Annotated in this window: 19 protein-coding genes; 12 read left to right on the forward strand and 7 right to left on the reverse strand. The window is 46.8% G+C overall.

Annotated features, from left to right (window positions below):
- Positions 1–39: 39 nt before the first annotated feature.
- From RIC07_RS05330 to fcl, 6 genes are all read left to right on the forward strand, one after another.
- A complete protein-coding gene (locus tag RIC07_RS05330) occupies positions 40–408 on the forward strand; it encodes a hypothetical protein (RefSeq protein WP_446393599.1) in 369 nt (122 codons plus the stop codon).
- Between the two features lie 62 nt (positions 409–470).
- Complete coding sequence (locus RIC07_RS05335) at positions 471–917, forward strand: hypothetical protein (RefSeq protein WP_446393600.1); 447 nt, start codon at positions 471–473, stop codon at positions 915–917.
- Between the two features lie 27 nt (positions 918–944).
- Entirely contained in the window at positions 945–2,081 is a 1,137-nt protein-coding gene (locus tag RIC07_RS05340; protein ID WP_446393601.1) for a glycosyltransferase, read from the forward strand.
- Between the two features lie 91 nt (positions 2,082–2,172).
- Positions 2,173–2,904: a sugar transferase gene (locus tag RIC07_RS05345; protein WP_446393602.1), complete on the forward strand. Its 732-nt coding sequence runs from the start codon at positions 2,173–2,175 to the stop codon at positions 2,902–2,904.
- Positions 2,905–3,265: 361 nt separating this feature from the next.
- The gene (gmd, locus tag RIC07_RS05350) at positions 3,266–4,351 is read left to right on the forward strand and encodes a GDP-mannose 4,6-dehydratase (protein WP_446393603.1); all 1,086 of its coding nucleotides are present in this window, start codon (positions 3,266–3,268) and stop codon (positions 4,349–4,351) included.
- Between the two features lie 131 nt (positions 4,352–4,482).
- Positions 4,483–5,427 (forward strand): GDP-L-fucose synthase, encoded by a 945-nt coding sequence (gene fcl, locus RIC07_RS05355; protein WP_446393604.1) that lies wholly within the window; start codon positions 4,483–4,485, stop codon positions 5,425–5,427.
- 178 nt (positions 5,428–5,605) lie between these two features.
- On the opposite strand, the gene RIC07_RS05360 is transcribed toward fcl, so the two are convergent.
- Positions 5,606–5,923 carry a hypothetical protein gene (locus tag RIC07_RS05360; RefSeq protein WP_446393605.1) on the reverse strand — a complete coding sequence of 106 codons (318 nt, stop codon included), beginning with the start codon at positions 5,921–5,923 and terminating at the stop codon, positions 5,606–5,608.
- A gap of 3 nt (positions 5,924–5,926) precedes the next feature.
- Complete coding sequence (locus tag RIC07_RS05365) at positions 5,927–6,106, reverse strand: hypothetical protein (RefSeq protein ID WP_446393606.1); 180 nt, start codon at positions 6,104–6,106, stop codon at positions 5,927–5,929.
- Positions 6,107–6,546: 440 nt separating this feature from the next.
- Between RIC07_RS05365 and RIC07_RS05370 the strand changes: the two genes are divergently transcribed.
- Entirely contained in the window at positions 6,547–6,708 is a 162-nt protein-coding gene (locus tag RIC07_RS05370) for a hypothetical protein (RefSeq protein WP_446393607.1), read from the forward strand.
- Entirely contained in the window at positions 6,683–7,087 is a 405-nt protein-coding gene (locus tag RIC07_RS05375) for a sensor histidine kinase (RefSeq protein ID WP_446393608.1), read from the forward strand. The genes RIC07_RS05370 and RIC07_RS05375 overlap by 26 nt, the downstream gene beginning before the upstream one ends.
- On the opposite strand, the gene RIC07_RS05380 is transcribed toward RIC07_RS05375, so the two are convergent.
- From RIC07_RS05380 to RIC07_RS05395, 4 genes are all read right to left on the reverse strand, one after another.
- A complete protein-coding gene (locus RIC07_RS05380) occupies positions 7,062–7,202 on the reverse strand; it encodes a hypothetical protein (RefSeq protein WP_446393609.1) in 141 nt (46 codons plus the stop codon). The two genes, RIC07_RS05375 and RIC07_RS05380, sit on opposite strands and share 26 nt — an antisense overlap.
- Before the next feature lie 48 nt (positions 7,203–7,250).
- The gene (locus RIC07_RS05385) at positions 7,251–10,298 is read right to left on the reverse strand and encodes a carboxypeptidase regulatory-like domain-containing protein (RefSeq protein ID WP_446393610.1); all 3,048 of its coding nucleotides are present in this window, start codon (positions 10,296–10,298) and stop codon (positions 7,251–7,253) included.
- 61 nt (positions 10,299–10,359) lie between these two features.
- Positions 10,360–11,193 carry a P pilus assembly protein, chaperone PapD gene (locus RIC07_RS05390; protein ID WP_446393611.1) on the reverse strand — a complete coding sequence of 278 codons (834 nt, stop codon included), beginning with the start codon at positions 11,191–11,193 and terminating at the stop codon, positions 10,360–10,362.
- Positions 11,194–11,325: 132 nt separating this feature from the next.
- The gene (locus tag RIC07_RS05395; RefSeq protein WP_446393612.1) at positions 11,326–11,811 is read right to left on the reverse strand and encodes a hypothetical protein; all 486 of its coding nucleotides are present in this window, start codon (positions 11,809–11,811) and stop codon (positions 11,326–11,328) included.
- A 380-nt stretch (positions 11,812–12,191) separates the two neighbouring features.
- Here RIC07_RS05395 and RIC07_RS05400 point away from each other — a divergent pair, with 380 nt between their 5' ends.
- On the forward strand, positions 12,192–12,974 hold the full coding sequence (locus RIC07_RS05400; RefSeq protein WP_446393613.1) for a hypothetical protein: 783 nt from the start codon (positions 12,192–12,194) through the stop codon (positions 12,972–12,974).
- A gap of 88 nt (positions 12,975–13,062) precedes the next feature.
- Here RIC07_RS05400 and RIC07_RS05405 read toward each other — a convergent pair whose 3' ends face one another.
- Positions 13,063–13,689, reverse strand: a complete 627-nt coding sequence (locus RIC07_RS05405) for a hypothetical protein (RefSeq protein ID WP_446393614.1) — start codon at positions 13,687–13,689, stop codon at positions 13,063–13,065.
- A gap of 260 nt (positions 13,690–13,949) precedes the next feature.
- Here RIC07_RS05405 and RIC07_RS05410 point away from each other — a divergent pair, with 260 nt between their 5' ends.
- The 3 genes from RIC07_RS05410 (at position 13,950) to RIC07_RS05420 (ending at position 19,930) form a co-directional block, all read left to right on the forward strand.
- Complete coding sequence (locus RIC07_RS05410; protein WP_446393615.1) at positions 13,950–14,483, forward strand: DUF928 domain-containing protein; 534 nt, start codon at positions 13,950–13,952, stop codon at positions 14,481–14,483.
- Positions 14,484–14,541: 58 nt separating this feature from the next.
- Positions 14,542–17,253, forward strand: coding sequence for a WD40 domain-containing protein (locus tag RIC07_RS05415; RefSeq protein ID WP_446393616.1), 2,712 nt, complete (start codon positions 14,542–14,544; stop codon positions 17,251–17,253).
- 73 nt (positions 17,254–17,326) lie between these two features.
- Entirely contained in the window at positions 17,327–19,930 is a 2,604-nt protein-coding gene (locus RIC07_RS05420; protein WP_446393617.1) for a WD40 domain-containing protein, read from the forward strand.
- Positions 19,931–20,164 lie beyond the last annotated feature (234 nt).

The following is a 20,164-nucleotide window of genomic DNA, read 5'->3' on the forward strand; positions in this document are numbered from 1 at the left end:
TTCTTAGAAACTGGGAGTTCACATAAGTTTTTTGAAGCAGTGAAACAATTATCGGTGAATAAACACACCCAGACTGGAAAGGCTACAAACAACCTCAACTCTACCAACAAAAGGACTCTTGCCCTAGAAGCTAGACTCAGCCGTTTGGAATCCATTGTTGGGCAAATTGGCGAGGCGGTGCTTGCCACAACCGAGACGGTTGAGTGTCTGGGCAAGCGGGTTGATGCTTTGGCTGTGCAGGTGCAACACCAAGGGCATCAAGTTCAACAACAGGGTTACCAACTCTTTGCCTTGAGTGATGCGGTGCAAACCTTAGCCGAAAACCAAAATGAGTCACTCGCAGAACTTGGAGAACTCACTGAAACACTCCAACGCCTTGCGGCTGCGATCGAAGCCCAGCAGAAGTAAGTAAGCTAGGAGTAGCGTTAAAATGTTGGACGGCTTATTCTTCAATGAACCTAAGAGCATTCATGTATCGTCCCCGGCGAAATTTCCTGCGGCTAAGTGTCACGGCTGTGATTAGCCTCTTGGCAGTAAGCTGTGGTCAGAGCAAGGTTGCCCAGTGTAATCAAATGATTCAAGTGGCGAATCAGGCGGTCAGTGACGCCAAAGTCGTGACCAGTGGTGTTCAAGAGGACAATCCGCAAGCTGAGGCAATGCGACAAGCGGCGGCTGTCATGGATAAGGCTTCTGAAGAAATGAACGCGATCGAGGTAACCGACGAGACGTTGCAAGACTATCAAGCCAGTTTCGTTAGCATGTATCGCGATACGAGTCAAGCGATGCGTAATTTCGCGGTGGCGTTTGAGCAGAAAGACCGCCAAGCGGCGGAAACAGCACAGATGAGTTTACAGCAAGCAACGACTCCAGAAAAGCAATTAGTTGATAATCTTAATGCTTACTGCTCCGGTCAATGAGCAACGACGTATTTAGGGTAACTATTCTTGAAATATGCCTTGGTGCATGAGTGGCTGACTCCCAAAGCAACGGGTGGTTCTGAACTGGTGGTTCGAGAAATCCTTAAGTCCGTTGAGGCGGATTTGTATGCCTTGATTGATTTTGAATCCACCAATCCCCACAGTTATTTGTTTGGACGCTCGATTGGTACGACTTTTCTACAGCATTTTCCTGGGGCGAGGAAGGGGGTACAAAAGTATTTACCCCTGCTACCCTTAGCCATTGAACAACTAGACTTGCGGGATTACGATGTGATCCTCTCCTCCTCCCATGCTGTTGCTAAAGGTGTCCTCACCCGTCCACAACAGCTACACATCTGCTACTGCCATACACCGATGCGCTACGCTTGGGATTTGACCTTTGATTACCTCAACAGCAGTGCTATGGGGCGGGGACTCCCTGGGTCAATCACGCGGTATCTGCTGCATCGGTTGCGTCAATGGGATGTGATCTCAGCCAATCGAGTGGATTATTTTATTGCCAACTCTCGCCATACCGCACAACGGATTTGGCGCTGCTACAGGCGAGAGGCACAGGTAATTTACCCTCCGGTTCATACGGAACGGTTTTCTTTCCAGGCTCAAAAGTCAGATTTTTACTTGACGGTTTCTCGATTGGTTAGTTACAAGCAAGTGACTTTAATCGTGGAGGCGTTCAATCAACTGGGATATCCTTTGGTCGTCATTGGCGAGGGATCGCAATTGCAGGCGCTGCGCCATCTCGCTAAACCCAACGTGCAAGTCCTGGGTTTTTGTCCCGATCGCGTGGTCGAGGAGTATATGGCACAGGCAAAAGCGTTTGTCTATGCTGCCTGTGAAGATTTTGGCATTGCCTTGGTGGAAGCTCAAGCTTGTGGTACACCAGTCATTGCCTATGGTGCTGGTGGGGCATTGGAAACCGTTCGAGATATCCGGAAACATCCGGATAAGGGTACGGGTCTGTTTTTTCTAGACCAAAGTCCCCAGGCTTTGATGGAGGCGGTGGAAGCCTTTGAAGCACGAGCCACTGCCTTTAGTCCCGAACAGATACAATTAAACGCGGCTCAATTTGCGCCAACTGTATTTAGCGATCGCTACTTGACGTTTCTGGACGGCTGCTATCGAGACCACCTGTCACGATGTTGAGTCATAAATTCCAGTTTCCTGGTCGCTATTGCCTTAGCTAACCGCTTCTGGCTTTATGATCGTGACGTGTGGTGTGAAGTGAAGGAGTAAGATGACTGCCCAAAGCCAACTTATCTCCGTCAAGACGTTGCGAGCGTTCGTGAAGCGTGGTATCCAGCCCCGCGCTCCACGCAGTAGACCCAAAGGTCTGTCTCGATATCGCTTAGACGGAATTTTTGCCAAGCGGCTGTTTGATGTCGTATTTTCCCTATCGATTCTCACGTTGTTTTTCCCGATTTACCTGCTCTTAGCCATCCTAATCGCTATCAGTTCACCGGGTCCTATTTTTTATGTTCAGGAGCGAATCGGTAAAGACTATAAGCCGTTTAGCTGCATTAAATTTAGAACCATGGTGGAAAATGCTGATGAAATGTTGATAGAAATGATGACAGAATCAACCTCTGTTCGTTGTGAGTTTGAAGAAAATTTCAAGCTCAAAGAAGACCCCAGAGTAACCTGGATTGGTAAATTCTTGCGATATACCAGTTTGGATGAATTCCCACAATTTTGGAATGTTTTGAAAGGAGATATGAGTGTGGTCGGACCTCGCCCCTTAGTCCCGGAAGAAATGCATAAGTACGGGCATTACATGGATAAAATCTTGACAATAAAACCAGGCATTACTGGACTATGGCAAGTTTCAGGGCGCAATGATATTCCCTATAACCGTCGGGTACAAATCGATGTTTATTACGTGAATTTTCAAAATTTTTGGCTGGATTTTTGGCTGGTTTTGAAAACTATCGGCGTAATGATTGCTCCAAAAAATAATGGGGCTTACTGACGAATTAAACATTGGGAGCATGGGAGGATTAATCCAGAATTAAACCTCTCGGCTCAAATGCAGTAAATCAGCGTAGTATTGGGATGGCTTCGGTGTTCAATGTTATTCTCGACAGGATTTTCCTGGGTTGTGACGGAAATCAACCAAACACCGGACTGAACAACGATGACAAAATCGCGCCAGAGAGATCATCGAACTCTGACATGGTAGGCTTGATAAGTTATGAGTCAAAAGAAAGTTGATCGATGCTGGGAATTTTAGGATAATCTAAGGAATAATTTCCCTGATCCCAAAATCCAGTTGGGAGATTAACACTTTTGTCAACCACTGTTGCCCATACGCATCACAGGACGATTCAAGGATGACGCAACCCAAACGAGCGCTGATTACAGGCATAACTGGTCAAGACGGTTCCTACTTAAGTGAGTTATTACTGGACAAAGGCTACGAAGTTCACGGGATTGTCCGGCGGACTTCCACCTTTAACACCGATCGCATTGACCATATCTATGTTGATCCTCATAATCAAGTTGCCCGATTATTTCTGCACTACGGCGACTTGACCGATGGCGTAACCTTACGCCGCATTCTCGAAGAAGTTAGACCCAAAGAAATTTACAATTTGGGCGCTCAATCTCACGTTCGCGTCAGTTTTGACTGTCCGGAATATACGGTGGATGCGGTGGGAATGGGAACGCTGCGCCTGTTGGAAGCGATTCGGGATTATCGAAATCGCACAGGTATTGATGTGCGCTTCTATCAGGCGGGTTCGTCGGAAATGTTTGGTAAAGTCCAGGAAGTTCCCCAAAAGGAAACCACTCCATTTTATCCCCGTAGTCCTTATGCTTGTGCTAAGGTGTATGCCCATTGGCAAACGGTGAATTATCGCGAGTCTTACGAGATATTTGGTTGCAATGGTATCTTATTTAACCATGAATCGCCGCGTCGGGGAGAAACCTTTGTTACCCGTAAGATTACTCGGGCGATCGCCCGGATTCTCTGTGGACAGCAGAAAAAACTCTATCTGGGGAATCTAGACGCCAAGCGAGACTGGGGCTATGCTAAAGACTATGTTCAAGCCATGTGGCTGATGTTGCAACAAGACGAACCTGACGATTACGTCGTCGCCACAGGTGAAACTCACTCAATTCGGGAATTTCTGGATATTGCCTTTAACTGTGTTGGTAAGAATTGGCAAGATTATGTAGAGTTTGACCCCCGTTATTTACGTCCTGCGGAAGTCGAATTACTCATTGGTGATCCCACAAAAGCCAAGGAAAAGCTAAATTGGCAACCGTCTTTATCCTTTGAACAGTTAGTCGCCCTGATGGTAGAAGCCGATTTACGAACCTTCGGCAAATCATCGAATGGTGAAGGGGCAGACCTGTTTGAAAAACACAAAGAAAATACTTACGAACATTCCACTGCTCACGCACCTGTTGATTGAGTAAAGGTCAAAAGTACGTATTTATAAGGGCGGATGCGAGTTACTTAGAGAAGACGGTAACCAATAATGTATCAATATTATCCGCCCTGGAATTATGGATTATTCAGTGTTTTCAACTATCTAATATGACCATGAACAAGGATTCAAAAATTTATGTAGCCGGTCATCGTGGCTTAGTGGGTAGCGCCATTGTTAGATGTTTACGCGATAACGGCTATACCAATCTTATCCTCAAAACCAGCCAAGAGGTGGATTTAAGACGCCAGCAAGCTGTCGAGGATTTCTTTGCTGCTGAACGCCCAGAGTACGTTTTCCTCGCGGCGGCAAAAGTGGGGGGAATTAATGCCAATAATACCTACCGGGCTGAGTTTCTCTATGACAACTTGATGATTGAGTCAAATATTATTCATAGCGCCTATTTGTCTGGTGTGGAAAAGTTGTTATTTCTCGGCTCATCTTGTATCTATCCCAAACACTGTCCCCAGCCGATGCAGGAAGAACACCTACTAACAGGGTTTCTGGAACCGACCAATGAACCTTATGCGATCGCGAAAATTGCCGGACTCAAACTTTGCGAAAATTATTGTCGGCAATATGGGGTAAATTTCATCTCCGCTATGCCCACAAATCTCTATGGTCCTAATGATAATTTCGATTTAGCAAATTCCCACGTTCTCCCCGCCCTATTGCGGAAAACCCATGAAGCAAAAATTAATAATGCTGAGGCGGTAGAAATTTGGGGAACGGGTTCGCCGCTGCGGGAATTCTTATACGTGGATGACTTAGCTGATGCCTTAGTTTTCCTGATGAATCACTATGACGATATCCAATTCGTGAATGTGGGGACAGGGGAAGAGGTTTCGATTAAAGACTTGGCGCTGTTAATTAAGGCGGTGGTTGGTTATGAGGGTGAGTTAAAATTCGATTCCTCTAAACCCGATGGCACACCGCGTAAATTGTTGGATACCTCGAAAATTAATGCCGCTGGTTGGCAACCCAAAATTTCGTTAAAGAAAGGTTTAGAATTGACCTATCAATGGTTTGTCGAGAACTATGAGAGTATTAAAGGAAAATAGTCTGACCGATGAAGTTTAATTGCCTGTTCTGTGACCAATGACAACGAATTCATACTGATACCAAGTTGCATTCAAAGATATAAATTTCCCTCCCCCTGCTTCCCCTGCTTCCCCTGCTTCCCCTGCTTCCCCTGCTTTTCCTATCTACTATGTTTGAGCGCAACTCGGTATGAGGCGTCTAAATCAGATGTGTCAAAATCTCTCTGTATTCCTTTTCGTTCAGAGGGGTTAACTGCTTCTTTTCCACCCAAAATAGGCAGTAATCACAGTAACCATTTTCCGGTTTGAGAACTTCGGCTTTGACCATATCATGTTCACGCTGGGGACTGCCATCGGCATTTTTGAGCGCCGTATATTCTGGGTTAATTTCGTGAATTAATAAGAACTCTTTTAGACGATCAATATTGCCCCGATATCGAGCGATTGTTCCTGGCACTATCTCGGAACTTGTTTGCTGTCTTATTTTTAAGCCCTTTCTGGAAACGGCGTTGAACATTAATTAATCCTCCTTGACAACAATATAGGATAATCCCCAGCTACTCGGTGCTTTTTTGATCGAGTAGTTAGACCAGCCTAGCTTTTGGGCTATTTTCTCCGCATTTTCTGGGGTAGCAGCAGCATGCCATTCTCGGGTTTCGCTAGTCGGATCAAAAGCGCGATCGCGTGGAGATTGGCTCATCGTTGTTTTCCTCTAAATTTATTAGTTTATCACTTAGGGGAACTTATAGGTAGAGGCACCCTTACCCAAATTAATTGGCTATTGACTAACTGGCAAGTAGAGACGCGCCATGGCGCGTCTCTACTTAATTAAATCCTGAACAAATCGAGACGAACTCAAGACAGACTTGCGTAAAATCACGGTTGTGTCTAGTGGAACAAATTGGAGAACATAGAATCAGTCTTTCCTGATTATCACCTTGCGTCCCCGTCCCTCATCTCGCCCTCGTTCACGTAACTGGAAACTGGGTAAACTGACCCGAAGCTGGCGCTTTGTCGCCTCCCACTTCAATCCACGCCGACGACTTCCCACACAACTGGGGTTGGGATTACTCTTGCTGACTCTACTCTTTTCCAGCCTTACCAGTCTGGCGGGAGGCACTCCAGCAAAGCGAACAACGCTTGCAAAAGCTAGCGAAAAATGTACCGGGAATGCTTTACGAATTTTTGTTGCGTCCCGATGGTTCAATGGCTTTTCCCTATATTAGTCCTGGCTGTCGCCAAATCTATGAACTCGAACCTGAAGTTATCCAGGAGAATGCTACAGGAATTGTTTACCTGTGAGTATAATACACCCAAAACCCCAAACAGCATTGCCACCTGTTTAGACGAAAAACTGGTGCGGCATATTATTGGCAATTTGCTCTCCAATGCGATTAAATACTCCCCCGAAGGGTCTACTGTACGACTGTCTCTGTGTTGTTCGCCCAAGGAAGCGACTTTCACGATTCAAGACCAAGGAATTGGCATTCCTGAATCAGACCAAAAACGACTGTTTGAAACATTTCACCGGGCGGCGAATGTGGGTAATATCGAGGGAACTGGATTAGGACTGGCAATTGTCAAAAATAGTGTGGACGCCCACGGGAGAACGATTACCTTATCCAGCGAGGTTGATGTGGGTACAAGATTTACGGTTACGCTACCGTTAATATCCCTTTGAGTGGAACAAAGGGAACAGGGAACAGGGAACAGGGAACAGGGAACAGGGAACAGGGAACAGGGAACAGGGAACAGGGAACAGTAAGGATTTGAGACTTTTTAACATGTATTAGCACAGCGGATAGTATTTATGTCTAGGTACTTAGTAAAGGAAAATAGTTAGATTAGCTATCTACAGAGGTTGGTAAATTCAGATTCAGTTCTTGGAAAAATTCCGAACTATTTTTTAGATCAATCGTCTGGGGAAACGCAGGCTGATTGTTGATTTGCAGGCGATATGTTCCTTGCTGTAACCGTTCTAAATAATAAACGCCAGCATCGTTGGTGATGGAAAATGACCGAGTACCAGCATCCGGTTGGATGGCTTCAACTCTCGCCCCACTCACGGGTTGACCTTGGTTATCGGTGACAATTCCCGATATGGTGTAAGACTGAACTAGGGGAATCAGAATCGGTGTATAACTCCCCGCCACTACCTCCACCGCCAAGGCTTCATTGATCACTTGCCAGTCAAAGGGAAAACCCGCCGGATCAAAGTCGAGGCGATAGGTTCCAGGGGGTAAATTCATGATGATCCGATCCTCTTGGATATCAGCGCGTAATGATCCCAGAGACTGCTGATTCACTAGGAGTAAGGTGGAGTCGGTGTAGTATTTTTCCCCCGGATCAGGTTTACCATTTTGATTGCGGTCAAAAAAGGGTTGAATCAAGAGTCCGCCTTGGGTGCGGAGATAGTCGGTTTTGGTATCTCTGGGGGTAATCCCTTGCTGGAGATTGAGACTGGAGACGAGGTTTAAGCTGAAGGCGGCGTTATCGGAACTCACGGCTATCCCTTGATATCGCGCTTGTAGGCGTAAACCCGGTAAAATCGAGGTTCCGACTGAGGCGACAATTCCCGAACCGCGAGAACCGATACCATAGCCCAGTTGGGCATCCCAGAGGGGGTTCCCATCCCCCGATTTTTGGGGGGAACGATAGCGCCAAGTGAGGCTGGCTAAATAGTTATGACCATTTTGGTTACGGGTATCATAACCGAGAACGAGGGAATGACCCGTACTTAAGTTATCAGAGAAACGATAACCAAGTTCGGATTGGGTGCTAATTTCATTCCCCAATGACCGAAATTCCCATTGATTCAGGCGTTGAATCAAGTTCCACCGGAAACGGCTTTGGGTATCGACGCTGAGACGGGCAAAGGTAAAGGCGTTTTTGTTGCTTAAGGCGAATTGTACACCAGCCGCCGTTGCATCATTGGTGCTGGTATTGGCAAATAGGGTGAAACTGGGTAACACTTGCCAAGACGCATTCAACCGTTGGGCGAAGCGATCGCTAGTGAATCGGGCGGTAAAATTAGGTGAGGGTTCAAACAGTACGTTGGCGTTAATATCCCAGTCGGACTCCTCTGTACCACTTAGAACCGAGACGGCGGCTTTTAAGGGAAAGCCTTCTGGCTGAAAAAAGGCTTCTGCTAATCCCCGAAACGATTCGTCGTAAACCGCACCAGCCCCTAATGTCAGGCTATTAGAAACCCCCCAGCGCCCCATCACTCCACCTTGAACGTCGGTAAAATTGCCCAATATTTCTTGATTCAAACCCGACAATTGTCGTCGCCATCCTCCAGAGACAATAACGGCTGTTGATCCGGCGGGGATTTGTCCGGGTACATTGGAAAAAGTGGCGTCTCGAATTTCTGGGGTTTCCGTGAGTCGCCCTTGGGGATAGAGTAAAATACGATAATTATTAAACGATTGACTCTCGAATTCCACATCCTCGAAGCGGTAAACACCCGAAGAATCCACCAGAACTTCTGCGATCGCGTCATCACTTAATCCTCGCACCAAACGCACTAATGTTCCCGGTTCCGCTGTTCCAGAAATCGTGCGTCCGATTTGCGCGGCTTGTAGGCGTTGACGGGGATCAGAACCGCCGTAGAGTTGAAGTTGGGGGATAAAACCATTCCGTTGAATCGTGGTGAATCCCCAATAATCTCCTGGACTTTGACTACGCCAGAAAGGGGGTTGAGATCCAATAATATAATCCGCCGCATCCGTTTGGCGTTGAAATCGCGCTTCGGCGAGACTCCAGGTATCCGAGGAGAAGAGTTGGGGTTGATTGGCGCGGATATACCAACTTCCCCCAAAAATACTGCCAACAGCAGATACATTTCCCCGATAGTTGGGTGATTGAGTCGCCGTTCCACTCGCATCAATCCGTTGTTCGACAGCGGAAAGAGAGAACCCAGACGGGGCAATTCGGGGTAATCCTTCGGTTTGGACAATGACGTCTCGTTTTCCCCTTTGACGCCGTTGATTTAACCAGGGTGCTTGGATGGAAACCGCATAATCAATAATGTCGAATTCGATTTCCACGCCGAATAAGGTTCGCACATCCGCCACGGAAAACACTAAGCCTAATTCCGGATCAGTCTTGAGTTGACTGGGATTGAGGCGAACGACTTGGGTTGGCGATCGCAGTTCGATTTGATTGTCGGGTAAAACGGTGGCGGTTAATTTTAAGGCTTTGACGATGGCGTCATAAGGTAACAACCATTGATCAAAGTTAATCGCATTTTCCCCATTTTCTTGTCCGCGAATTAAGGTGCTAGTAATTACTGAACGGTTGTTGACTTTGATGCCTACCAGAAAGGAGGAGAAATTATCGGGAACTTGGGCGATTGAAAATTGAGTTTGCGGAAGAGTTGAGATATCTGGGTTTTGGGGGGGTAATGCTTCTGGTTGGGGTGCGGGTTCCTCGTCGGCGATGTTTTTGGGTTCCGGTGTTGAATTAGCGGAATTTAAACTAGAATTTGAATCTGCTGGGGATGGTAAACTATTCGATGTTGAATTATTGGGTTCAGCCGGATAGAGAGTCAAGTCAAGATTGACGGGATTGAATTGAATAGAAGGAGTAGAAGAATATAATTCGGGTTGTCCTGATTTATTATCAGAGATGCTGACTGAAATAGGTTGTCCGAGTTTGGCGGCGTTGGATGGTTCTATCCCTTCTGGCAAAGTCGGTAAATTTGAGTCGGAATATTCGGGTAAGAATAATTCAGGTGAACTCGGAATCGAATAAGACGCAACAGGATTTTGGTTGGGAGAGGCTGGCGTGTTGGCGATTATAAATGGATATTCGCGAACTTTATCTGCCTTGTCTGTAGTTACGTGGTGTATAATTTCTGGCGGTGAGTGAGGGGGTACGGCATGAAACATAGGGCAGATATTAACGTCTGCTGAAAGGGAATGGGATTTACAACTTGCTTTGATAAATGCGTTAGTTTTCAGGAATCGTTAGATTAACGCTGAAGGGAACTTTGTTGCTATTATCTTCACCCCAGGTTAATTCTCCAATCAGTTGATAGTTTCCAGGAGAAAGAGATGATGTGCCAGCTTGGAAATTGTTTAAGATAAGATTGCGATCGCTCTGGGCAATGATAGTACTGGCAGGCAATTCTCCACTCTTGATAACTGTTTCTCCCTGTTTCAACTCCCAGTTAACACTTGACCGGACAGAAGCATCACCTGTATTCTGAACCAGTAATTGGAGTTGGTTTTCTTTTAAATTAAAGCTAGCACTATTGACAGTTAAATTTGGAGATATATCACCTTTACGAACATAAACAGTTGTTCCCACTCGTGCAGTGATACCAAGTTTTTTACCGCTACCATTCCAGTCTTCATTTAAGGTTTCTGTAAACACCACGGCTCTATACTCTCCATCAGGTAAGCTAGGTGCAAGCAAAGCCCTCATCCGTACTCGACGACTAACTCCTGGTGGTACTGTTAATTCTTGTGGAGAAAACTGTAGATAGGAACCAAGGTAGTTGGGGCTAGAGGATAGAGTTTGAAATCCACTATCACGCTCATAAGTAAAAGGCTCAGTATAAATTCTTGCCCGCAAGGGAGTATCGGTAGTATTAATCACATTAATCATGGTTTGTGCCTGACCCCGATTGGCTTCGACTTCCACAACTAACGGAGCAGCACCTAGCTGTGCTTGAGCTGAACCTCCAAAAAGCAAAGTAGCGGATAGCACCCAACTTCCATACTGAAATGCTTTCCAAGCTGCTTGTAGGGGGGGTTTAATTTTTTTAGAAAAAAGTACCATTTTTGCCGTATTTCCGAATTGAGTATTGCTTGAAGTAAAGGGTTTGTTTCCAGGAAAAATAGTCCTGATGTTTGCCTAGAAACAAACCCATTCAATTAGGCGTACTATGGAATCACTCAAATAAGTAATTCCTTATAACGGTGTAGCGGTTAAAGTGACACCAAATTGGTAAGTTCCTGCAGGAAGAGTAGATTGATGTGCTGCATCCATATTGACAGTGAGACTGTTAGTACCGAGAGTTAATCCAACTGCAGCGACATCGGTATCATTTAAAGTGATATTGGCTCCCGCTGCAGTAGTACCCGTAGCAGTCGCTGTTGTGGTTGTGGTAGCATCGTCGTACTCAGGAGGTGCGCTTATCATTACAGGAGCGCTCATCGTTAGATCTGCAGCTCCCTGACAAGTAATGTCAACTGAACCTGCTGTAGCGCCTGTGCTGGTTAGAGTATTGGTTCCAACTGCCTGTATCAGAGTACCATCGACTTTATTTTCAAAGGTGCAGGAATTCGCTATAGTTCCATCAAATAGAACATCTTCCGTCTCAGCTTTTACCGCAGAAGTGAAACCAACAGTACCACACAGAACTAAAGTAGAAGCGATTAGGGTCTTACGAATCATTGGATTGAGTTCTCCAAAGGATGTGTTTGATTGACAATTCAATCTTATTTAGACCTACCGCCTTAATGAATCGGGTAAATTACGGGAATTAATTTAGCCTGACGGAACTAAAATCCGTGTATGTACGGAGGATGAGTGGATAAAAGTATGAGAATCCTCGCCTAACAGCCACTTTGATAAATCTGAAAACCCTCATCATGCTGAGATTTTAGAGATAGATTAGGACAACAGAGAGTATTATCTGTATTAGCAGCCATTTCTCTGTGACACTTACCGATAAACTTCGAGAAGACTTTTCTCCACCAATGAGGGGTTTGACCCCTTATCCCTTAAAATAATCTAGATATGGGGATTATCGAAGATAAGGATGATTTGTCTCTATGAAACAGGCGATTCGGGTGGTACTATCACTATTACCTCTACTGGTGCTTGGCATAAACAGCGATCGCGCTGACGCCACGCCTACTCAATGCCGTCAAATTCGCCAGGTACGCCGCCTCGCGATACAACAAGGTTTAGACGACGAAAACCTGGCTACCCTAGAAGCGCAATACTGTGACACCGCACAACCTTCCGCAGTAGAAACCATTCCACCGCCAACCGCCAGCCAGGAATGTCTGGATCTCACCATCATGACGCGACTGGCACGACTGTCTGAAGGAAATAACAATCTAGTGCGATTAGTCGAGAGTCAGCAACAATTCGCCTGTGGATTAGCCGATACCTGGGGAAGGGCTATCATTGAATATCCCAATGGACAACGGGCGAAAATCGGTGACAATTGGCAGTATCCCAACGGACAAACAGCTAAATTTGGCGCAATTTGGAACTATCCCAACGGACAAACAGCAAAAGTCGCCTCTCGCTGGTACTATCCCAATGGGGAAATCGCTAAATTTGGCACACGTTGGAGTTACCCGACAGGACAATCAGTAAACTTTGAAAATCTGGTAACCTGGGCGTGCAGTGTCATCAACCGGGATGAATGCGCCTCACGACTATTAGCATTGCGAAATACCAATGATTTTTGGAGTGAAATGGCAACCCTAGAATTAGCTTGGCAAGCTTACAGTCAATCAATTGTAGGGGCGGTAGGGGCGGGTTTAGTCACTCAGATAAGCTTTTCACCGATAACTGCTCAACAAAACCCGCCCTTATATTAGGGTTTGCTGAATAAGTCTTGTGGTAGGGAGAGGGAATAGGGAAACTGAACAACGTCTCAGAATCCACGTTTTTCAAAGCGTGGAGAAGTCAAAAACCACTACCCTTGATAGTTGGAACTTTTCCCAGCAATCGAATTAAAGTTATTCCCGTTAACCCTGCAACTAACATCCACGTTACCCCTAAACCCAGAACTTCGCTGAGAAACATCTGGGTAAAGCGGCGCAAAAGTCCACCGACAATCCAACCTACCGCTAAACTGATTGCCCAGTATAGAGTATTGGTAAAAATCCATCCCCACGCTTTGCTAACATACTGTCTGAGAACCCACCATTGCGCCATTCCCAGGATTAGCCCCAGAGTTGCGCCATCGACGACTCCATAAACCAACCGAGGGAAAAGACGCATCGTTCGGGGAGCAAACCAACCGATGACGCCAAACGAACTCAACCCCATGACTCCCCAACCGAGGAGACTGGCAATAATCCACCACCAGGCGGAGGAAAGGTATCGTCTTAAGACTAGCCATTGGGCGAATCCGATTATCGTCCCGCCGATGATCCCCTCAATCATATTAATATCGGGTCTTTCGCCAATCTCGATCCAAAATAGACTTGCCACAAAACCCAATAGCGTCACCAATAGCCACTGCAACCAGACGCTACAGCTAGTTTCGATGGGTTTGATTGGGGATTGATAGTTAATGGTTACTGGCACACCAATGACAACAACTCAGAACCGTTCAAAACGACCTAAGGAGTTCCCTTAGATCTGTAATATATATATTACTAGGTATTACCGACTCCATTGCCTCTCAAAAGACGAGACTAAAGAATAATCATGAAGATTGTCTTTAAAAAACCCAGAGTTTTTAAAGTTTTGATGAAGATTCCATTAAAATTATTTTTCTAGATAAAAGTGAAAATTTTAGATTATTATGGAATGAGAAGTCTCAATCAAGGTTTATACATCTACCAATGGATAGATTAAAGTCTTTTAAGTCTTTGAGTCTGGTAACCGGGGTATTCACGACAATCTGGGTAATGGGAATCGGCTGGCAACCCCCGCTACAAGCCCAGTCTAATGAAGATGTAAACGTTTTAACTGCCCAACTTTCACCATCGCGCGATCGCGGCGCTGGGTTGCGCGGTGCTGGATGTGGTGAAGTAACGATTACCCCCTTGATGCCCACTAACGATCAGGGGGTTTATTTGGTGGCGCTGAACTCGCCCGCAACACTTTCATGGCAAGTACCGGAAACCACTGTTACCTCCGCCGAATTTCTCCTAGTGGATCAGAGTTGGAATCCAGTGTATCAAACCATGATTGAGATTCCTGAAGCAGGCGGTGAGGTTGAAATCACGCTTCCCAATGACCTGCCTCTAGAAATGGAAATAGATCATTACTTCCAGATGGCATTAGTCTGTGATGCGGCTGATCGCACCAAAGATAATGCCATCCAAGGGGCAGTGCAGTTCATCGCCCCCGATGCTTCTATCCCGGAAGAATAACGAACGATCATCACTGAACCCGATTCATAGAACCTAGACACTTCAGGGTGTGCAATTTATGAAAGAAGCCTTTATTTCTTATTCCCGGCGCAATAAGGAATTTGTTCTGAAACTGCGGGAGGCATTTAAAAACGCTAACCGTGAGGTTTGGGTGGATTGGGAAGGCATTCCCCTAACCGCTGATTGGCGACAAGAAATCTATCAAGGAATTGAAGAATCGAATAATATCGTCTTTGTGATTAGCCCGGATTCAGTGGCATCCAAAGAGTGCGGTGTTGAGGTAGACTGTTCCCTAAAACACCATAAGCGAATTCTGCCGATACTATATCTGGATGTTGACCCAGAGGATATGCATCCAGAGATGGCAAAAGTTCCCTGGATTGACTTTCGCGAAGGGACAAATTTTGAACAGGCGTTTGCAGAACTGCTGCAAGCCATTGATACCAATAAAGAGGATACCCAAGAACATACGCGCTTGTTAGTGCAAGCCATGGAATGGGAAAAAAAAGGACGCAATACTAGCCTTTTATTACACGGAAGTGAACTGACATCAGGAGAATCCTGGCTGGTGTGGAGTTCTGAACAAAAACCTTTTCCTACACCTCTGCATCGGGAATACGTTGGGGTTAGTCGTCAATGGGTCACTCGTCAGGCAAAACGGTCAATTATTGGAGTTAGCTTGGCGCTGGGTGTGTCTACTCTCTTAGGACTTGTCGCGTTCTGGCAATATCAGCGATCGCAAAAACTTTATGTGCAAGCCCAGCAAGAACAGCTTATTGTCCAAAGTACCACCTCCGACGCTTTATTTGTTTCCCAACAAAAATTTCCTGCCCTCTTAGAATCCCTAGAGGCAGCTAAAACGCTGCAACAAGCCAACTGGGTTAGCCGAGATCCTCAACTTCATTCAACAATTTCCACGGCGTTACTTCAGTCTGTCTATTGGGTGAATCAATCCAACCAATTAGACGGGCATACAAATAAAGTTCGCAGCGTTAGTTTTAGCCCCGACGGTGAACGTATTGCCTCCGCCAGTAGTGACCATACAATTAAACTTTGGCAGCGAGATGGGAGTTTAATCAAAACCCTAGAAGGACACCGCGATCGCGTTCGAGAGGTCAGCTTCAGCCCTGATGGTGAAATGATTGCCTCCGCTAGCCGGGATGGGACGGTAAACCTGTGGACAAAAGATGGGGCGAATCTACATAGTATTAATGCCCATGATAATGATATTTACCACGTCAGTTTTTCCCCCGATAGCCAAATTATTGCCTCAGCCAGCCAGGATGGGACGGTAAAACTGTGGAGTCGAGAGGGTAAACTCCTCAATTCCTTAACTGGACATAATGCCCCAGTTATCAGTGTCAGCTTCTCGGCTGATGGTCAACGCTTGGCATCGGCTAGCGCTGATCAAACCGTGAAACTCTGGACAATTGAGGGAGAAGAATTACAAACCCTGACAGGACACCAAGGAGAGGTCACAAGTGTGAGTTTTTCCGGGGATGGTCAACTCATCGCCACCGCCAGTCAGGATAAAACGGCGAAACTCTGGACAATTGAGGGAGAAGAACTGCAAACGCTAACCGGTCACAAAGATGGCATCTGGCAGGTGACATTTAGCCCGGATAGTCAACGCCTTGCCACCAGTAGTAAAGACAAAACCATCAAACTCTGGGATCGAGAGGGAACCCTACTCAATACCCTCACCGGACATAGTAGTCAGGTATTTGGTGTAGATTTTAGTCCAGATGGGCAAACTCTAGCATCAGCGAGTGATGACAGAACCGTGAAACTCTGGAAACTTGACAATCCTTTAGTCAACACTTTACCCAAAGCCGGTATTAGTCCCAGTTTTAGTCCGAATGGGGAGTTAATCGCGATCGCATCGGGAATGGATGTCACCCTCTGGAGTCCAGAAGGCAAGAAATTGAACACCCTATCCGGACATCAAAATTGGGTGGAAAGTGTCAGTTTTTCTCCCGACGGTGAAATCATTGCCTCAGCCAGTGATGACCAAACCGTGAAACTCTGGACAAAAGACGGGAAAGAATTACAGACGCTAAACGGGCATGAGGGAATCGTCTGGACGGTACAATTTTCTCCCGATGGAGAGTATCTTGCCTCCGGGAGTCAAGATGGAACCGTAAAACTCTGGAAGCGAAACGGCGAACTGGTGCAGACTCTCGAAGGTCATCAGGGTATGGTCTTAAATGTTAGCTTCAGCCCGGATGGTCAAACTATCGCCTCCGCCAGTCAAGATGGCACTGTGAAACTGTGGCGTCTAGATGGAGAGACGTTGCATGCAACGTCTCTACAGACGATTGAGGGACATGACGCCGCCGTTGGTAGTGTTAACTTTTCTCCCGATGGTCAAATCATTGCCACCGCCAGTGATGACCAAACCGTGAAACTGTGGACAACTGAGGGCAAATTACTCCAGACTCTGGAAGGACATCGCGATCGCGTCTATCGTGTCACCTTTCGACCCGATGGTCAGTTCCTGGCTACAGCCAGTTTAGACGGTACGGTGAAACTTTGGACAGTCGATGGTACAGAAGTCGTTACCTTGAACGGACATCAAGCGGGAGTAGACCATCTCAGTTTCAGTTCCGATGGCAAAACCCTGGCATCTACGGATAGAAACGACACCATGATTCTCTGGAATTTAGAGTATTTGGATGACCAATTACTCAACAATCTCATCGCATCGGGTTGTAATTGGGCAGGAGACTATCTGCAAACTAACTCGAATTCCCTTTGTAAGAAGTCATAAGTGACTCAGTTGCGAAATATCGTGTTCCCTGTTCCCTGTTCCCTGTTCCCTGTTCCCTGACCAATAACAAAACATGGCTGAAATTTTTATTTCCTACTCCGCCCCCGATAAAGACGCGATTCAGAGAATCTATGACGCCCTCAACCGGGAGAAACGAGATATTTGGGTGAATTGGGAAGAAAGTCCTCTAACCCAGACCGAAACAGAAATTGAGGCAGCCCACACCTGTATCTTCTTTATTAGTCCCCATGCGATTCAATCGGAACGTTGTACTCAAGAACTGGAGTACGCGATTCAACGCTGCAAACGCATTATCCCAATTGTGCTGCGGGATGATCAACTCAAAGGCGTGCATCCAGAATTAGCTAGACTGAACTGGGTATTCTTCCGCGAAACCGATAATTTTAATGGGTCATTGGAGTCCCTTCTCAAAACCCTAGATACGGATTTAGACCATATTAAGGAACATACCCGCTTACAACAATTGGCGAAAGAGTGGGATAAGAAACAACGCAATAACCACCTTTTACTCCGAGGAAGTGAACTCGAAGCTGCCGAACAATGGTTGACAACCAATGCGGAAATCGAACCCAAACCCACCCAACTTCAGCGAGAGTATATTGATGGGGGACGCAAAGCCAGAACCCGTGGTCAAAGACGACTCCTGGCTGGCGTTAGTGTGGCGTTAGGCGCTTCGGTTATTTTAGGCGGAGTGGCGTTCGTTCAATATTTGAAAGCCGAACGACTGAGGATGCAAGCCTATACCGGGCAGATTATTAGCCACAGTAAAACCGCAGAAGCGTTGTTTGCGTCTGGTCAAGGCTTTGAAGCCCGATTAGCAGCCTTGAAAGCGGGACGTAAACTGCAAAATGCTAACTGGAGTCAAAAGGATACTCAGTTAAACGCCAATGTAATCACCGCCCTACAACAAACGGTGTCTTGGGGTAGAGAACGGAACCAATTAGAGGGTCATACGGACAGAGTATGGGATGTCAGTTATAGTCCCGATGGTGAATGGATTGCTACCGCGAGTAATGACCAAACCGTAAAACTTTGGCGTCCAGATGGTACATTAGTTCGTACCCTCACCGGACACACTCAGCAAGTCCGGGGCGTGAGTTTCTCTCCCGATGGGCAAACTATTGCCAGTGGTAGTTTAGATGGAACGGTTAATCTGTGGAATCAAGAGGGAACCGTGATTAAAACCATCCCCGCCCATGATAATGCGGTTAATCGCGTCAGGTTTAGCCCCGATGGTGAACTCCTCGCCACAGCCAGTAATGACCAAACTGTGAAACTTTGGCAGCCAGATGGCACGTTGGTGGGTACTTTAGAAGGACATCAGGGTGAAGTGTATGGCGTCAGTTTTAGCCCTGATGGTGAAACCTTGGCGACAGCGAGTTGGGATGGTACAGTCAAGGTTTGGACGCTAGAGGGCGAAGAACGGTTAACCCTGACGGGTCATGAGGCTGGCGTTAGTGGGGTGAGTTTTAGTCCCGATGGGCAACTCCTCGCCACCGCCAGTGATGACCAAACCGTGAAACTCTGGAATCGAGAGGGTAAGCTGCTGACAACGCTAACTGGACATCAGGGTACGGTTTATGGGACGAGTTTTAGTCCAGATGGGCAGACTCTGGCGTCGGCGAGTTTAGATAAGAGTGTGAAACTGTGGCAACTGGGTAAACATCAGCTTGTTGATACGCTTCAGGGACATCGGGATTCGGTCAATAGTGTCCGGTTTAGTCCCCAGGGGAATTATTTGGCATCCGCGAGTTCAGACAATACAGTGAAACTCTGGCAAAGTGATGGAACAGAGTTAGCAACGCTGCAAGAGAATAGCGATCGCGTCTATGATGTGAACGTTAGCCCCGACGGGGAGACGATTGTCACGGTGGGTAATGACAAACGGGTGCGCTTGTGGAACCCAGAAGGGAAACTCCTGAAGACTTTGCCAGGGGAAGAAAATCTAGAGGATGGACATCGCGATCGCATAAATCGGGTGAGTTTTTCTCCAGAGGGTGAAACCATTGCCACAGCGAGTGAGGATGCGACGGTTAAATTATGGAATCGTGACGGAACGCTACTGAAAACCCTCGATGAACATCGTAGTGGCGTCAATGATATCAGTTTCTCCCCCGACGGTGAGATGATTGCCTCCGTCAGTGATGACAACACCGTGATTTGGGATAAAACTGGCACAGTCCTCTCATCATGGCAAGCACACGAGGAACCGATCAAAGCCGTGAGTTTTTCCCCTGACGGTGAGACAATTGCCACCGCCAGTGAGGATAAAACCGTGCAACTCTGGAATAAAGACGGTGTTTTATTAAATACGCTTGAAGGTCATGATAATCCAGTTTATGCGGTAGCATTTTCTCCTGACGGTCAAACCATTGCATCCGGAAGTTTAGACGGACAGATCAAACTCTGGCAACGTGATGGCACGCCAATTGTCACCCTTAAAGGGCATCAGGATGAAATCAGAGGGTTGAGTTTCCACCCCGATAAGCAAACGCTGGCATCTGCCAGTTTGGACAACAGTATTATTTTGTGGAATTTGGAGGATGTTAATCAAACGGTTCTGGATAATCTCCTGGTTCGCAGTTGTGACTGGGTAGGGGATTATCTGAAGACTAACCCCAATGTAACAGACCGCGATCGCGCCCTTTGCAATTAATTAGGGGCTGCTGAATAAGTGTTGTGGTGAGGGGGAGCGGGGGAAGCCGGGGAAGCTGGGGGAGCTGGGGGAGCTGGGGAAGCTGGGGGAGCTGGGGGAGATGGGGGAGATGGGGAAGCTGGGGGAGCTGGGGGAGCTGGGGAAGCTGGGGGAGCTGGGGAAGCTGGGGAAGCTGGGGGAGCTGGGGAAGATGGGGAAGATGGGGGAGAATGAGTATTGTGTAGGGGCGGGTTT

The sequence above is a fragment of the Coleofasciculus sp. E1-EBD-02 genome, assembly GCF_040218245.1.
GTDB lineage: Bacteria > Cyanobacteriota > Cyanobacteriia > Cyanobacteriales > Coleofasciculaceae > Coleofasciculus.

What these genes read in the sequence shown, in the direction of transcription:
- RIC07_RS05335 (WP_446393600.1), top strand. Translation starts at nt 471, where the DNA reads ATGTATCGTCCCCGGCGAAATTTCCTGCGGCTAAGTGTCACGGCTGTG.
- RIC07_RS05345 (WP_446393602.1), top strand. Translation starts at nt 2,173, where the DNA reads ATGACTGCCCAAAGCCAACTTATCTCCGTCAAGACGTTGCGAGCGTTC.
- gmd (WP_446393603.1), top strand. Translation starts at nt 3,266, where the DNA reads ATGACGCAACCCAAACGAGCGCTGATTACAGGCATAACTGGTCAAGAC.
- fcl (WP_446393604.1), top strand. Translation starts at nt 4,483, where the DNA reads ATGAACAAGGATTCAAAAATTTATGTAGCCGGTCATCGTGGCTTAGTG.
- RIC07_RS05360 (WP_446393605.1), bottom strand. Translation starts at nt 5,923, where the DNA reads ATGTTCAACGCCGTTTCCAGAAAGGGCTTAAAAATAAGACAGCAAACA.
- RIC07_RS05365 (WP_446393606.1), bottom strand. Translation starts at nt 6,106, where the DNA reads ATGAGCCAATCTCCACGCGATCGCGCTTTTGATCCGACTAGCGAAACC.
- RIC07_RS05375 (WP_446393608.1), top strand. Translation starts at nt 6,683, where the DNA reads ATGCTACAGGAATTGTTTACCTGTGAGTATAATACACCCAAAACCCCA.
- RIC07_RS05385 (WP_446393610.1), bottom strand. Translation starts at nt 10,298, where the DNA reads ATGTTTCATGCCGTACCCCCTCACTCACCGCCAGAAATTATACACCAC.
- RIC07_RS05390 (WP_446393611.1), bottom strand. Translation starts at nt 11,193, where the DNA reads ATGGTACTTTTTTCTAAAAAAATTAAACCCCCCCTACAAGCAGCTTGG.
- RIC07_RS05395 (WP_446393612.1), bottom strand. Translation starts at nt 11,811, where the DNA reads ATGATTCGTAAGACCCTAATCGCTTCTACTTTAGTTCTGTGTGGTACT.
- RIC07_RS05400 (WP_446393613.1), top strand. Translation starts at nt 12,192, where the DNA reads ATGAAACAGGCGATTCGGGTGGTACTATCACTATTACCTCTACTGGTG.
- RIC07_RS05410 (WP_446393615.1), top strand. Translation starts at nt 13,950, where the DNA reads ATGGATAGATTAAAGTCTTTTAAGTCTTTGAGTCTGGTAACCGGGGTA.
- RIC07_RS05415 (WP_446393616.1), top strand. Translation starts at nt 14,542, where the DNA reads ATGAAAGAAGCCTTTATTTCTTATTCCCGGCGCAATAAGGAATTTGTT.
- RIC07_RS05420 (WP_446393617.1), top strand. Translation starts at nt 17,327, where the DNA reads ATGGCTGAAATTTTTATTTCCTACTCCGCCCCCGATAAAGACGCGATT.